A 15,438-nucleotide genomic window follows, 5' to 3' on the forward strand; every position below is an offset into this window, starting at 1 on the left:
ATTTAACCATAGCAAAACTGAGGCTTTTTTAATTATCAAAAAGAATTTTTTGCAACTGCTGTTTATAAATTGTCCATATTGCTAAGCACATACAAAAAAGCCGATTAATGCACCTTCATTAATCGGCTTTTTAAAGGCACATTATTTATTTAAACGAGTACCTAATAATACGTTTTAATACCGAGCTATACTGTTTAAAAAAACCACCTGTATGATAATCAATACCGTGTTTTTGCATAACGGCTTGCACTTGCGGTGCCACTTCTTGATAGCGAGAGGACGGCATATCTGGAAATAAGTGATGCTCAATTTGGCAACTTAAATGCCCAGTTAAAACATGAAACCAATGCGGGCCTGTAATATTAGATGAGCCTAAAACTTGGCGGTAATACCACTGCCCTTGCGTTTCGTTTACGCAGTCTTCTTGTTTAAAGGTTTCGGTGTCCTCGGTAAAGTGGCCACAAAAAATAATGGTTGAGGTCCATAAATTACGGATTAAATTTGCCAGTAAGTTGCCTGCTAATACCCATAAAAACAAAGGGCCTGCCAGTAAAGGAAATATCACATAATCTTTTATTAATTGGCGCGCACCTTTACTAAAAAAGCGCTGTTTTAGGGTAGAATGCGATACACCCCCTTCGCGGTTTTCTTTCTTTTTACCAATAAACACGCGTTCCGCTGCCAGCTCGTGATAAGACACCCCCCACTGAAACAGCACACTTAAATTAATATACGTAATAAACTGCCATACATTTTTTAAACGCCATTTAAAATCATTGCTTAAACGCAATAAACCATAACCAAAGTCTCTGTCTTTACCAATAATATTAGTATAGGTGTGGTGCTCAAAGTTATGTACGCGATGCCAACTTTGCCCATCGCAAGCAATATCCCATTCATAATGCTGCGAGTTAAGCTGCTTATCGTTCATCCAATCGTATTGGCCGTGCATAACATTGTGGCCAATTTCCATGTTGTCTAAAATTTTTGCCAGCGCTAATAACAGTACACCCGCAACCCAAAGTAATGGCTGAATAAAGCCCAGCATAAGTAAAATACGGCCACTCCACTCACATAGCCGCTGCTTTTTAACGACCGAGCGAATGTAGTTTGCATCTTGTTGCCCTACTTTGCCTAGCGTATCCATTTTTATGCTATCTAAATCGTGGGCTAACTGATCAAAGTTTATGTTTTTCATAGCTGTAACTCCAAGTCGCTAACAGGTTGACTTACACACAGTTGAATTAACTGCTCGCCGTTATCACTCAACTCACCAGTTTTTAAATTACGCACCACGCCTGACTTTTTAATGCACTGGCACTGGTGGCAAATACCAATGCCACACCCGCGTTTAACCGGTAATTGTTTTTCCTCAAACTGTGCTAACAATGCGTTGTTAGCATTTACGATATGAGCGCTGCTATTAATCTGTACGTTAAACAGGCTGTCGTCATTTTGGCTTGGCAGCGTTAAACCAAATGCCTCTTGGTAGTAATTTAAATGGTGTTTTTTAGCAAAGTCACACACCGTTTTCATGAAGTTTGCAGGCCCACAGCAGTATATGTCTGGGTTTTCCCATACATTTACATGGCGAGTAATATCATCTGATTGCTCGCGTGTGAGCAGTAAAAACGAAAAATGCGAAAACTGGTTTGCTAATGCGCTTAGCTCGTCTACACATTGGTGTGCAGCAGCTTTGGCATAATAAATCAGCGATACTTTTTGTGTGGTATGTTTTAAATGCTCACTAATCATGGCAAGCATAGGTGTAATACCCGAGCCGCCCGCTATAAACGTTGCATTGTTTTGGGTGTTTTTATAAACAAAGTCGCCACTAGGTGCTGAAATATTGCACCACTCACCGACTCGTAAAGCACTGCTTAAAAGGCTTGTAAAACGCCCTTGCTCATTAGTTTTAATTAATAAACGCACCAACCCCGTTTTTTTAAATTGCTCAGGGCTTGAGGCAACCGTAAACACACGAGTTAATAAACGCCCGTTTATTTCTACAGTTAAACTAATATGTTGGCCAGCAATGTGTGCTTGCCAGTGCTGAGTAGGCTTTAAGGTAATACTTAAAAAATCACCATTGTGCTGCGTCAGCTCTTCTATTTTTGCTCTATAAAGACCAGCACGCCACGCAGGCTTAACCATTTGCATAATGGGCTCAATGTAGCCTGCAAAGCTTTGATGGTGTAAAAACCACTTCGAAAATTGGTCTAATACTTTAGTAATCATCACTATTAATCTCTTGGATATTAAATATTGAATTTGAACTTACATGTGTACGCTCAAACTTCAGCGCACAAGTGTACGCCCAAAAAAATTAATTTCAATAGTATTAGAGTAAATATTCAGTTTTTTAGCGCAATTTTTACGCAACCCTCTAATTTAAAGTGCTGTACTAAAGCCTCAATTAAGGTGTAATAAATAGCTGTTTAAAATATTAAAACCAGCCATACAGCACTGCGGGCAAACTCTTTATGATTGAAATATATATAGTTTTTATTTAAGCGCTACATTTAGCAAAATCTGCAGCAGCATGCTAATGTAGGTGTTACTTGCTTATTTATTGGACAGGACGACAACTGTGTTTTTACCAACAAAAACGATTGCTAAAACATTATCAACGGCGTTTATAGCTGTACTCGTTTCAACGCCGGTGGCGGCTGTTGATTACAAAAACCTTGATGTGTTACCGCTCAATGTAAAGGCCGTCAGTGTAGCTAAAGGGGTAACTATCCCCTGGGCTATTGAGCCATTAAGTAATGGTGATTTACTTATAACCGAGCGAAGCGGCACACTTTATTTACTGCCTAAAAACTCATCTAACTTAACTAAGCTCTCGGGTTTGCCACAAATTGATGCCAACGGGCAAGGCGGTTTACTAGATTTAGCCCTACATAGCAGACAAGACAATAACCAATGGCTTTACATAACTTACTCAAGTACCCAAGGCGCTAAAAGTGGCAGTAATACAGCCCTAATGCGCGCCAAGCTTAGTGACGATCGCACTGAGCTTTTAAGCACACAATTACTATATAAAGGTGAGCATAACAGCACAAAAGGCCAGCACTACGGAAGCCGTATTGTGTTTGATAACCAAGGGTATGTTTACTTTTCGATTGGCGATCGCGGCTCGCGCGATAAAAACCCGCAAGACTTAACCCGTGATGGCGGTAAAATTTATCGCTTACACGCTGATGGCCGTATTCCTAAAGATAACCCGTTTGTAAATCAAAAAAGCGCTAAACACGCTATTTGGTCATACGGACATCGTAACCCGCAAGGCATGTGGTTTGATAACCAAAATAATATTTTATGGTCTCATGAGCACGGCCCACGCGGCGGCGATGAGCTAAACATAATTAAAGCGGGCGCTAATTATGGCTGGCCGGTGGTTAGTTATGGTGTTAATTACAGCGGTACGTCGTTTACCGACATACAAGAAAAAGACGGCATGCAATCGCCCGTACTGCACTGGACCCCCTCCATTGCCCCTTCTGACATGTTATTGGTTAGCAGCGATAAGTACCCGCAATTAAAAGGCAAGCTTTTGCTATCGTCTATGAAGTTTTCGTTTTTAAGTGCACTGGAAATATCCAACAAAGGTGTTTCAAAGCAATATAAAATTTTAGAAGGGATAGGCCGCGTCCGCAGCTTAGCACAAGGCAGTGATGGCTATATTTACTTAGGCATTGACGGACAAGGAATTAAACGCCTTGAGCCTGAACAATAAAACCGTTAGTAACCGCAGCATAGCAGATAATGCGTTTACCTTGTTTTTATATAACAAGGTAAACGCCCTACGGCTAAAAGAACTATTTAGCTCTTTGTAGCGTATGGTAATGCTAGGGCGCGTTGATCTTTGATGGTTGAATTTGCAGCAGTATGTTTGGTTTTTAGGCAAGGCAGAGCCTATGAAGTGTGGTTACTCCCCATAAATAGGCGATAACGCAGCATAAATGCCAAACATGCGCTGCCCTTCGGGTTCTGCCTAGGGGCGATAAACTCTTTGTTGCCTACATGGATGTAGGTAAGGGGCGTGAGCAGGACGCGGAAGCTTTGCTCGGTTTTTACTTAGCCCACTAGGTTACAAACCTCGCGCCGCGATTTAATCGCCCCTAGATTGAACAAATTTCAATCCGCAAAGATCAACACGCCCTAATACTTTTATAAAACTAAGGAGCCCCATGTTTTCACTATTTAAATCAGACCCGACAAAAAAACTACGCAAAGAGTACGATGCAAAGCTTGAGCAAGGCATGCAAGCACAGCGTAAAGGCGACATTAAAAGCTACGCCATGTTAAGCGCAGAAGCCGAAAAAATCTGGAGTGAAATAGAAGCGCTTGAAGCTAAAAAAGCCAGATAATACCAATCGTGTTAAGTAATTAGACATTTATAGCGACGGATAAATAGAGTGATAACAAGGCATAAATTTCGACATGTAGTTTTTCTACATGAGAAATTTATAACGCAGTTAACGCTTTATTTAGCACGCGAGAAAGGCTAAATATTTAAGTCGATTGGTATAAATATCGTGTCTGTACTGTTTTAAAAGTAGAAAGACGCGTTTAGTAAATAATTCATCACCTCGTTTTATAGCCTCCACCAGCCAAAAACCACCTTTTATAATAGGCTTGCATAAACAAATGTACTTAAAGCGGTTACTTATATTTTCGATGCAGTTTTTAGTGGCGGTTAAATGATTTAAAAAAGGGGTTTGGTTTTCATTTTAAATCTTTAGCGCTGTATTTGCTTACTGCGCAGGCGTTTTTCCTCCTAAGTCAGCAAATGAGGATGCTTTCTTCTTTTCTGCATATTATTAAAAGAACAGCCTAACTTAAAGTTTAATACTCGCAATGTGTTACAGGATTTGTTATTAATATTAAAAATAATTAAGAGGACGTACATTGCTCATAAAAAGAGGAAAGTGTCCTCTGATAAAGCTGTTATGTGTCAATGGAGTATTCAATTGTCTATTCAAATGAAGAAAGATCATCATTTTGTTCCACAGTTTTATCTAAAAGGTTTTTCCCAAGAAAGTAATGAGCAAGTACATGTTTTGAGAAAACCATGGGGAAGCATCTCTGAAAAACACCCCGCACAAATTATGTATAATCATCACCTTTACACTATAAAATTGAAAAATGAACGCTCTCAGATGATTGAAGATTTCTATGGTGAAATAGAGAGTGAGTTATCGGATGCGCTTCAGCTAATGGATGATTTAAGAAATGATCCAAGTTTATATGTGAAAATCAAAGAGAATGTTGAGTTTAACCAACTCATAAAAACTATTATTGCTCTGCAATTTTGGAGAGTTCCCCATAGAGGAGATCTTGCAAGGGAAATATCTGAAGACTTGATAAAATTATACGATGCCTCAAGTGATTCTACGAAATCTGTATTGGGTTATGAAAGAGGTTATATTAAGTACCTTTATAAAAGAAGGCATAAAGAATCTGCTTTAAAATTAATCCAGAATTCATTATTACCAATGCTAACTTTCAAAATGCTAGATGAGCATTTAATAGATTTTAATTTTTATGTTGCAGATGAAGCAACGGGATTAGTTTTAACTTCTGATAATCCCGTTCTATATAATGATCTAGATAAATTATTCTCCTTTGAAATGTTTGCGTTTCCACTAACAAAAGACATAATAATAGCTTCAAAATTTGAAAAAATAATGCTCAATCAATTTAATAAAATGATTGCTGAAACTGCAGTGGAACGTGTAGTTGGTCACTCTAAAGAAGCTCTAGAGATCTATGCTAAGCCTTATGCACACATACAAGAGCTTTAAACGGAACAAAAAACAGTTGGCTTTGTTCGTGTCTCACAAATTTTAGCCAACTATTTTTTAGCCTCTTAAAACGGCATTAAATTGCAAAAGGAGTTCGGGTGATATTTTCCCCAAAAGGATTTAATAAGGTCGCAGTGAAATATGCTCACCTGAAAAAATCATTTATTATCTCAACTGTTTTATTTATCGTTCTCTTCTTTATATTTAGTAATATGAGTCGCCAAAATCCATATCTATCTTTTGTAGCTATGTGCACTGCAATATTGGGTGCAGAGACATTCTTTATCGCTGGCTTTCTACAATACTTCGGAAAGCTCGACTCAAGTACCTCACTAAATCCGTTTTGGTATTTTATAACTTTGGCTAAAGAGTGGCTCGAGGTTGTAATATTTGTTGTTTTACTTTTAATGCCTCTGGTAATGGCTACTATGTTAGCTTACGGTGTGTAAATGCAACTTAACAAGCTAATTAATAAGGACAAAAAGCAGTTGACTGTTTTCGTTCCTCAACATTTTAGCCTACAATTTTTGCCCATTATTAGGGCGTTATAACCCAAAAAGGAGTTCGGTTTTGAATTTTAAGTTTATATTACCCTTTTCTGTATTATTGGCAGGTTGCCAAATAACTAAAGATATTGAATACAGTTCACTTCAAACCAATAGCGCATCATGCCAAATCCCAGTATCAAGCCTTGAAATAAACTCTCCTAAAAAAGGTGAGAATGTATTTAAATTTGAAGATATTGTTAATGCTAATGTAGCTTCTGGAGGCTCGTTCATTTCAATGAGTAATGTTAAGCGTGCAGATTTCAATTACATTCTAACGCAGGACTCTGCTCCAGACCTAAAGAACCAATTGATTGATATTTACCCTGAAACAGGTAAAGAAAAAGCACAATCAGATATAAAGTTTAATTACTATTTAACTAGCTCATCTACAATGGAAAATGAAGTTGTTCTAGTAATTAACGCCTCTTTCGACTTTGCTGGCTCAACCAAGAACTATCAATCCTCTACTAAGGGTAAATATTCAACTTTCCCTGTAACTTACCCTGATCAAGAGTTTTTAAATAAATTATTAAGTAGCGGTATCAATGATATTAAAAAACAGATTTGTACATCGGTGTAAATGGCTTATAACAAGTCATTTCAGCAGGTCAAATTACAGTTGGCTTTTGCTTCTGCGTCGCTATTTTAGCCAACAATTATTTGCCTCTGAATGAGGCATTATGTGTATGAATGAGGTTATGCGAGCCGAAATTTAATGAGTGTGAATTTGAGAATAAATTATTAAGTCAGTGCTGTGCAAATCAGAAATTAGCAGTTGTTATTTATTATCAATCAAAATCCAACGCTCTTAAATGGATGAATACAAATATGTCTGCACTAGGAAATCATACACCTTTAAAAAGCATCACATCTCAACCTAATAAATTAAAATCAGTTTTAATGTCAATGGCTTATTAGTTTTTTGTATTATTCATACAAGTTGCTTACATAGACATTGCCCTTCCCCAATTTACTATACCTCTTTAGTATTTCCCTCATACACATTTGCAGGATTTATTTGCATTAGCAATGCTGGGTTATCTATCGGTTTAAACCCGTATTGCGCATACAGGCCATGCGCATCAGAAGTGGCTAATAAAAAGCGCCTGAGCCCTTGCAGCTCAGGGTGCTCTACTATCGTTTTAATAAGTAACTTGCTCAGACCATTACCTCGCAAATCTGGGGTAACAAATACATCAGCCAAATAGGCAAAAGTGGCGTTGTCGGTTACTACGCGGGCAAAACCAACTTGCTCGTTATCAGCGCTGTAAACACCAAAACACATTGAGTTATCAATCGCTTTTTGCATAATGCTTTTAGGTATTCCTTTAGCCCAATAACTATTAGCAATAAAGTTATAAATAACGTTAAAGTTAAGCTTGCTTTTATCTGTGCTTATCGTGAAATTGTGGGTATTTACAGTCATAATTTATTGTCTTTTAATCATAAAATTTGAATCAATAATCTTTAACATTTTTTAACTGTTTATCGTGTACTTTTGAAAGCAGCAATATCGAGCAAATAGCCCCAAGTAAGGCAATTCCCATATCAGATTGAGTATCCCATACGTACCCTTGCGTACCTAAAAATGCTTCTGCGTTTTCACCGCTTAACACTGCAACCCACCACTCTATTAGTTCGTAAAAAGCACTAAACGCTAAACATATCGATACAACAAGCACATTTAGCCAGCCTTTACCATTTACTACGTTTTTACGTAGTAATATTTCACGCGCTAATAATGCAGGCACGAACCCTTGAAAAAAGTGCCCTACTTTATCGTAGTTGTTACGCTCACTGCCAAATAAATTATCAAACCAAGGGACTTCGGCGTAGGTGTAATGCCCGCCAACCATTAGCACAATACAATGCGCTAATATAAAGCCATATAAAATGGGGGTGAGTTTAAAATGCTTATAGCTGCTTGCCAGAAGCACTAAACCAATGATTGCGGGGATAACTTCAAGCAGCCAAGTAAACTGATCTTTTGGGTTAATTCCGGACCAAATTAATACAATAAAAAACAGGCCAAGCCATAAATACTTCATTTAGAATCCTTGTCTAAATTGATTGAATTTACAGCATTTTATATCTCTAAATCGCCCGATGCTACCGATAGTTTGTTTTAGCGGTTAATCGATTAAATAAGCGAGGAAAAAACCGTTTAATGGTCGGTGCCCAGCCGCTTAAGCCTTTGCCAACAATCACTTCGTCTTTTTTATTATAAATTGCGAGGATCATTTTTTTAGCAGCTAGGCTTACATCCATGCCATTTTCTATTGAGTGCTCTGGCTTGTTTTGCGCTATGCCTTGCTCGTTTAACGAATTATGTGCAATGGCGGTTTTAATAGAGCCGGGGCAAATAGTTAAGCAATGAATGTTATGCTCTGCAAGCTCTGCACGCAGGCAATCCATAAAACCCACTACTGCATATTTAGAGCCTGAATAGCCCGTTCTAAATTTAGAGCCTACTTTACCCGCAACGCTACTAATTGAGACGATTGAGCCTCTGCGCCTAGCAACCATAGTAGGCGCTACCGCTTTGGTAAGTGCAATGAGGCCAAAATAGTTAACTTCCATCAACTGGCGGTAAACTTTAAATTCGTTTTCTAAAAATAAGCTGCGCTGCGATACCCCACCGTTATTAATTAAAATATCGATAGCAGGTAATGTACTGATTAAATCAGTAACTTGAGCTAAAACAGCTTCAGGTGATGACAAATCAAGAGGCACAATAATGTGGCCATCGCCATGTAAGCTTTGTTTTAGTTCGTTAAGTTTATCAACGCTTCTGGCTGATAAAATAACCTTGGCACCCAGTGCTGCAAACTGTATTGCGAGCTCTTTGCCAATACCTGATGATGCGCCGGTGATCCATACGGTTTTATTTTTATTTTGCATGGGTTATTTGCCTTTATTATTTTATCCGCTGCTAATAGCAATCGTGTTAAGTATTAAACGTTTATAGCGACAGATATATGATTTATAACGCGGTTAATGCTTTATTTAGCACGCTAGAATAACTAAATATTTAAGCCGCTTAGCATTATGCCTTGGTGGGGCCTGCTATGGCGTTAACTTCATGCTCTAGCGATTTATAAAGCCCCATTAAAAATAAAAGCTCAACGGTTACATACAACGGGCCAATAATTAGGCCAATTAAATCATCTACAAACGCAGGCTTTTTACCCTCGTAATAATGGCCAATAAACTGCAGCACCCAGCCAAATACAAATACACTCACACCAATACTTAACCAAGGCCAAAAAGCCATAGCAGCGATTGGCTGTGCTGCTATAAGCAATAAGGTAAACAGTACACCCATTATTAAGCCAAGCGATACGCTCAGCATTAAGTAATACACCACGCTTGCAAAAACAAAAAGCTGCGCGCCATCAATAAGCAGGCTGCCAATGGGTATTTGAATACGCGCTAACAAGCACAGTACCGCAAATACAATAAGCGGAATACCAAAAAAATGAGTTAAAACATTGCGTTTAGAGCGATGGTACAAACCGTATGTACCAAGCTGTTGTTGTAGAGTTTTCATGTGTGTGCCTTTTATTGTGTTTTTTTACACTATATCAGGCTTTTAAAATATCACTCTGTCGGGGAGCCGACATTTACTGATTACAAAGTAGCTCTAAAGCAGATTGGTTTAAAATGGTCACTTTGTTATAGCCGACCTCAATGAGTTGCTGCTTTGCTAATTTTTTTAGAATTTGATTGGCGGTTTGCCGTGTAAGGTAAGTCATATCAGCCAATTGTTGCTGAGACAAAGTAAACGTATGGCCATTACTATGCGCTAAATGCGCACACAATATAAGCAAGCGTTTTGCAACGCGCTGCTCGGCACTTAATAGTGCATGATCTTCCATGCTAGTAAACATAACTCGCAATTTTTGGGCAAGAAGTAACCCAAAGTCTTGCCAATAATGCGGGTATTGTTTTAACAGTTGCTCAAGTGCGCGTTGCCCAATAAAACACAGTGTTACATCGGTTTGCGCATAAACATCGTGCGTGCGCATTCCGCGGTCAAATAAAGTGACTTCGCCAAACCACAGCGAGGCGTCAACAAAGCTTAAAACAGCTTCTTTACCATTATTACTTACCCCACTAATACGCACCACACCACTTAATACAGCATAAATACCGTCGTGTTTATCACCTCGTAAAAAAAGAGATTGGTGCGCGCTAAGGCTTAAAGTTTTTGCGTGGCTTAGTAGAAACTGTTTTAAGTGTGCATCACGCTTAGAAAACCACTGCCCTTGTTCAATAATGTTACAATGTGCTTTACTTAATCCATTCATTGCATTGTGTTTATATGTGGTTGAAGCTCTATCGCCAACGACTTAGGCAAGTCTAAATTACTGGCAATAACAAAGTCGTTATACGCCTCATTACCAGAGAAAAACTCCGCAATAAGCGTTTTATTTTTATATACGTTCACTGAAACACCACTGCCCATACCACCAGTATTAATAATGTAGTAATAGTAATTGCCTTTGTTAAAAAACAAAATACTTTCGCCTACTTTCCCTATTTGACGATAGTAGCTACCAAATGGCTGCGCCGCAGTGGCCGTATACTCTAGGCCAATTTTTTGCTCAGTGCCATAACGATAAGTAATAGCTGAGTTATTATTGGCCACACACACAGACAAAATATTATCAGTGGGCTTTAGTGTATAAGTCACTTTTGCGGTTGGGTTGCGTATAACCTTTTGCATTTTTGCATTTATATATGCTGTTTCACCACGTTTACAGTGACTTGGTACAATTCCCTCTATTAGGCCTTCTACAACAAGGTGCTTTTGCTTAATAGCAGTAGCCGGTAAATTAGCGTTTTCGTTTTTAGCCACTGACGGCGTTTTACTGCTACTAAATAAACTCACTTCCTCATCGCAACCATTTAAAAAGAGTACGGGAATACAATAGCAAAAAGAGATCAATTTGAAACTCATACTAATTCCATCTAATACAACTTAACCTTAAAATAGCGGCAAAATTAAGCACTAGCAACCATTAAAAATGGTAAGTTTTATAAATCTTTTTTTAAACCATGTTATGCAAATATTGCTTTACTATTTAGTGACTTATTTAATATTTATTTACACATTAATTGGTTTATTTACGAACAATTCATAAACCAATTAATACCCGTATGTCTATTTTCAATATAGGGACAATAAGCCCTCTTTTTATAATACTTAAACACAATAATTGCGAATAAATGTTGGCTTAGCGTAAAACAATGTTGGCTTTTATTAATACAAATTCGCTTGGTTAGGTAATCTATTTTAGATAGGAGGCATGTTGAATTTTTGGCAAAAATTACATTGTTGAGCTTTCTTCAGCAGAACACTTTAACGTAGCAAGGTTTGCTTTGGGCTCTTTAGTATTAGCTAGAAAAGTTAGCGCATGCCTTTTAAAGGCATGCGCGGTAAATATTAAAGCGCTGCGACTCCTGAGCTAAGGATAACCTAATCAGATGAAGAATCGTTTTCTTCACGTTTATATATGTAGGTTTGCTGCGTTTTAAAGCCAAAGCCTAATGTATCACTGTCATTTACAAGTTTAACTTTACCATCAACAACAGTTAGCCCTGGTCCGTTAATTTCAGGCGGTTTGATTGGGTTTACTGCGCCTTCACCAGTAAGGCTCGGGCCGATTAAATAAAATTGGCTTACTTGGCTCACAGGTATTGTTTCTTCGTACTCGTAGCCACCACCTGGGGTACCGTCATCTGGGTCACCATCATCAGGTGTTGGCACATCACATAATCCATTATTATTAGCATCTATACATGAGTCGCCTTCACCAAAATACAACTGAGCGGTGTCGGGTACATCGTAGCTGGTAGTAAATTTAAGTTGGTCGTACACTTTTGTGCCATAGTGCAAATGAAAAGCGTACATTGCACCACCGCCCCCTGTTAAAGAGCACTGATTTTTATCAGACTCTAGTGCAGGTGTAAACGATGTATAATAAGCTACGCCTCCTACCACGGTGGCTGCAGCCAATGATTTTTCACCATTACTTAGCTCATATCGCCACCCTTTAAAGCCTGCTAAATCAGCTTCAAGTTCTACAAACTCATCTACATTATCTAGTGCATTGCCAAATGGGTCGTCATTCATAAGCATTAATTCACTTGGCACTATGGGCTCTGGCGCATTTTGTGAATCGAAGGTTTTAGTTACGGTTTGTTCATCGCGAATCATGTAAAGGTGATCTTGCTCATTGGTTGCAAGCGGATTTGAGCGATTACCACTTCCTATAACGATTGCATCGTAAGGCGTATCTAATCGTGTGGTTATTTCTTCACCGCCATAGCTCGTTTTGCTCACTTTACTAAACATAGTACGCGCCACTAGTGGCTTGTAAAAAAAGCGTCGGTCTTGCGTTGCTAATGAACTGCCAAGCTCTGCTAATTTGTAATGAGAAAAACTATTTTTGTCAGAGCCAGGCATATCCACACGCCAAATATTACCCCCCGTATCGGTGGCATATAAACGGTCAATGTAACCATCATAATCTGAGTCAAGCGTTGCTATATCAGCAGCTATACTGTGCTTACCTTGGAAATTATTATCCTCGGGCGTTAACGCCCATACTCTTTCGCCAGTTTTAGCCTTAACAATGTAAATTCCCGTGCCTGATTTATCCTCGCTACGAATCGCGTTGTCTTTGTTTGTATCGTATCCGCCACCAAATACCAGTAAAGGCTCATCTCCAAACGCTTTAATATAGGCTATTTGTGGTTTTGACCAGGTTTGAGCTAGGTATTCAAACCCATCTGAGCCGCCTACAATAGGCTTACTCCAAAGCTGTTTTGGCTTATCTGGTGAGCTAATATCAAGTGCATAATAGTTTTTACCCCCACGGCGCATACCAGCAAATGCCCATACTTCATCACCTTTAGTGGCATCTATTACTCCGTCATTTAAGCCGTCACTGTTTAAACTTTTATTGTTAAAAAACACACTAATAGGCCCATCCATACCATACACTTTAGTATTGGCTTGATTTGTACGAAGCGCAGGTATGTTTTTTAACAGCTCAGCAGGCATAAACGCCCACTCCTCTTCAATGCTGTTACCTTTATCGTTAAACATGTGTAAAAAGCCAGCATTAGTGCCCACTAAAATACGTATGTTGCCATCACCATAATCAATAGATACCGGCTTAGAATGCAAAGGATCACCAAAAATATTGGCACGCTGATCTACTGATGAGCTATCGCTATCTTCGTTATCTACATCCATGCCTCTTGCCCAATTAATATCATTGCGCGAGATAGCAATATCAGTACCCGGTATGATGCCACCTATGGCGTCTGACACTATATTTAAAATTTCTTTAACTCTATCAAAGGTAAAATCAACAATACTACCGTGCGAATCTATATACAGTTTGCGGCTTTGTGAATCTAAGCTTGAAAGTAAGTAGTTTACGCCGCCTTGTGCGACTAAATTACCATCGGCCGGTTTATTTGAAGGTAACCAAAACGTGCGAGCGTCTTCTTTAATTAAGCCGTCGTCACCTATTGCCTCACGGCCTGTGGAGTCAACTATGTTAGAGCCCGACATAACTAATTTTTTTAAATTTCCGCCCCAACGAGCCCCGGTCTCAGGGTAGAACATAGCAAAATAAATTGCTTCTCGGCTGCGGGTTTGGTCAACGTTATTACTGGCAACCGTAGGCGATGAAAAGCTATCGTTTACTTCGCGTATTCTAGAAATAGTATTATTTAATGCTTCAGAGAGCTCTGCTGAGGTATCTGCGTGAAGGTACTCGCCACCACCTAGTTCAGCGGTTTTTTCAAGAAGCGTTTTACCTTTGCTACTCATGCCACTACCAAAACCAATAGTAAATACGCGGCCTGTGTCTGCTACTTCCGGTGTGTCTTCGTAAAGATCTATTTCAACGTCTTGTGTACCATGAATTATTTGCGCTAATACCGCTAAATAACTGTTACTTGTTTTACTTGGGTTATAACCAAATTTTTGCTTGTATAAATCTTTAATATCGTCATTACGGTTATTATCCTGAGTAGGGTCGCCGTCGGTCATTAATATTAAATTTATAGAATTATCACAGCGCTCTTGCGAACCATATGCCTGTCTAAACGGCGATATATAATCAGGGGGCGTTAAAGGGTTGTCGTTGGTCTCTACACTAAAGTCACGTTGATTGGTATTTTGTCCATACCAAACAGTTTGGCCTGTCATATAAAGGTAGGCTTCCCATAAGGTTTCTGTAACGGGGGTGTTTCCGCTAGCAGGTAGCTTTTCAATTTGGCCTAAAATAGTGTCATGTGATGAGCCTAAACCAGCCATAATATAACCACCGTTGTTACCATTAAAACGCATTAAACCAAAGTCAATGGCGCTATTATCATTAACCAGTTGGGTCATGGCATCTTTAGCTGCATCTATTTTTTTAGGTCCATTGTAAGGAAGCTTACTTCCCATACTTCCGGAGGTATCAAAAATAATCACAACACGGGGGTTTTCATCGGTTTCTACGTTATGGTTTACGTATAGTTCTATATCTTCGGCGGTTACAGAGAGGCTAACAGTTGCTGCAAAAAAAGATGCAACAATGCGATTGAAGGTAAGTTTCATTTTAAATCCTTTTATCTGCGCTAAAATCACGCAGTTCCATTAAAAGTGCAGTTACTTATTTATTTTTAGTTTTAATTAGAAAAATGCACAAAACAGCTAAATGCCATTAAACATCAACTTATTTACAAAGATTAATATTAACTGAATTTGCTATATTTTAAGTACTTTAATGAAAATAGGCGCAAATATAAAGAAATTTAATACCCTTAGAGCATTTTATATACGCATCGTCATTAGTAAAATATCCCGCTTTTAAAAACAATTAACCCTGTAATTCTCGGTTAACCTTACTTGCAATGGTGTTATTACCATATTTTAAGTTTAAAACCCCCTAGTAAAATAGGTATTTAAGTGAGGATACACGTTAAACCCGCTTAAAAATTAACAACTCGCATTGGTTAATTTCAAAAATAAAAACTAAAAAGCCCCCGCGAGTTATAAACTCGCAGGG

The 15,438-nt window shown here is 38.6% G+C and carries 14 protein-coding genes; 5 read left to right on the top strand and 9 right to left on the bottom strand.

The features are described from left to right. Window positions 1-145 precede the first annotated feature (145 nt). The gene (locus PSH50_RS01520) at window positions 146-1,198 is read right to left on the bottom strand and encodes an acyl-CoA desaturase (protein WP_121637610.1); all 1,053 of its coding nucleotides are present in this window, start codon (window positions 1,196-1,198) and stop codon (window positions 146-148) included. Continuing rightward, a complete protein-coding gene (locus tag PSH50_RS01525; RefSeq protein ID WP_273586822.1) occupies window positions 1,195-2,238 on the bottom strand; it encodes a flavin reductase family protein in 1,044 nt (347 codons plus the stop codon). The genes PSH50_RS01520 and PSH50_RS01525 overlap by 4 nt, the downstream gene beginning before the upstream one ends. Before the next feature lie 400 nt (window positions 2,239-2,638). On the opposite strand from PSH50_RS01525, the gene PSH50_RS01530 reads away from it, so the two are divergent. The 5 genes from PSH50_RS01530 to PSH50_RS01550 all read left to right on the top strand — a co-directional run bounded on the left by PSH50_RS01530 (window position 2,639) and on the right by PSH50_RS01550 (window position 6,938). Further along, window positions 2,639-3,739, top strand: coding sequence for a PQQ-dependent sugar dehydrogenase (locus tag PSH50_RS01530; RefSeq protein WP_273586869.1), 1,101 nt, complete (start codon window positions 2,639-2,641; stop codon window positions 3,737-3,739). A 454-nt stretch (window positions 3,740-4,193) separates the two neighbouring features. Next, entirely contained in the window at window positions 4,194-4,373 is a 180-nt protein-coding gene (locus PSH50_RS01535) for a DUF6435 family protein (RefSeq protein WP_029772742.1), read from the top strand. A gap of 603 nt (window positions 4,374-4,976) precedes the next feature. Further along, the gene (locus tag PSH50_RS01540; protein ID WP_273586821.1) at window positions 4,977-5,810 is read left to right on the top strand and encodes a DUF4238 domain-containing protein; all 834 of its coding nucleotides are present in this window, start codon (window positions 4,977-4,979) and stop codon (window positions 5,808-5,810) included. A gap of 98 nt (window positions 5,811-5,908) precedes the next feature. After that, a complete protein-coding gene (locus PSH50_RS01545; protein WP_165726919.1) occupies window positions 5,909-6,259 on the top strand; it encodes a hypothetical protein in 351 nt (116 codons plus the stop codon). A gap of 121 nt (window positions 6,260-6,380) precedes the next feature. Further along, complete coding sequence (locus tag PSH50_RS01550) at window positions 6,381-6,938, top strand: hypothetical protein (RefSeq protein ID WP_273586820.1); 558 nt, start codon at window positions 6,381-6,383, stop codon at window positions 6,936-6,938. Window positions 6,939-7,331: 393 nt separating this feature from the next. Here the strand turns inward: PSH50_RS01550 and PSH50_RS01555 are convergent, their stop codons facing one another. The 7 genes from PSH50_RS01555 to PSH50_RS01585 form a co-directional block, all read right to left on the bottom strand. Beyond that, window positions 7,332-7,784 carry a GNAT family N-acetyltransferase gene (locus PSH50_RS01555; protein ID WP_273586819.1) on the bottom strand — a complete coding sequence of 151 codons (453 nt, stop codon included), beginning with the start codon at window positions 7,782-7,784 and terminating at the stop codon, window positions 7,332-7,334. 31 nt (window positions 7,785-7,815) lie between these two features. Then, window positions 7,816-8,406 (bottom strand): DUF2238 domain-containing protein, encoded by a 591-nt coding sequence (locus PSH50_RS01560; protein ID WP_273586818.1) that lies wholly within the window; start codon window positions 8,404-8,406, stop codon window positions 7,816-7,818. Between the two features lie 61 nt (window positions 8,407-8,467). Then, window positions 8,468-9,259, bottom strand: coding sequence for an SDR family oxidoreductase (locus tag PSH50_RS01565; RefSeq protein WP_273586817.1), 792 nt, complete (start codon window positions 9,257-9,259; stop codon window positions 8,468-8,470). 145 nt (window positions 9,260-9,404) lie between these two features. Next, on the bottom strand, window positions 9,405-9,908 hold the full coding sequence (locus tag PSH50_RS01570; protein ID WP_273586816.1) for a DUF962 domain-containing protein: 504 nt from the start codon (window positions 9,906-9,908) through the stop codon (window positions 9,405-9,407). A gap of 73 nt (window positions 9,909-9,981) precedes the next feature. Next, window positions 9,982-10,668 carry a Crp/Fnr family transcriptional regulator gene (locus PSH50_RS01575; RefSeq protein WP_024033419.1) on the bottom strand — a complete coding sequence of 229 codons (687 nt, stop codon included), beginning with the start codon at window positions 10,666-10,668 and terminating at the stop codon, window positions 9,982-9,984. Then, on the bottom strand, window positions 10,665-11,321 hold the full coding sequence (locus PSH50_RS01580; protein WP_273586815.1) for a hypothetical protein: 657 nt from the start codon (window positions 11,319-11,321) through the stop codon (window positions 10,665-10,667). Before PSH50_RS01580 ends, PSH50_RS01575 begins: the two co-directional genes overlap by 4 nt. Before the next feature lie 519 nt (window positions 11,322-11,840). Beyond that, complete coding sequence (locus PSH50_RS01585; protein ID WP_273586814.1) at window positions 11,841-14,987, bottom strand: PilC/PilY family type IV pilus protein; 3,147 nt, start codon at window positions 14,985-14,987, stop codon at window positions 11,841-11,843. Between the last annotated feature and the right edge of the window lie 451 nt (window positions 14,988-15,438).

This window comes from Pseudoalteromonas sp. Angola-7 (genome assembly GCF_028599255.1).
Lineage (GTDB): Bacteria > Pseudomonadota > Gammaproteobacteria > Enterobacterales > Alteromonadaceae > Pseudoalteromonas > Pseudoalteromonas atlantica.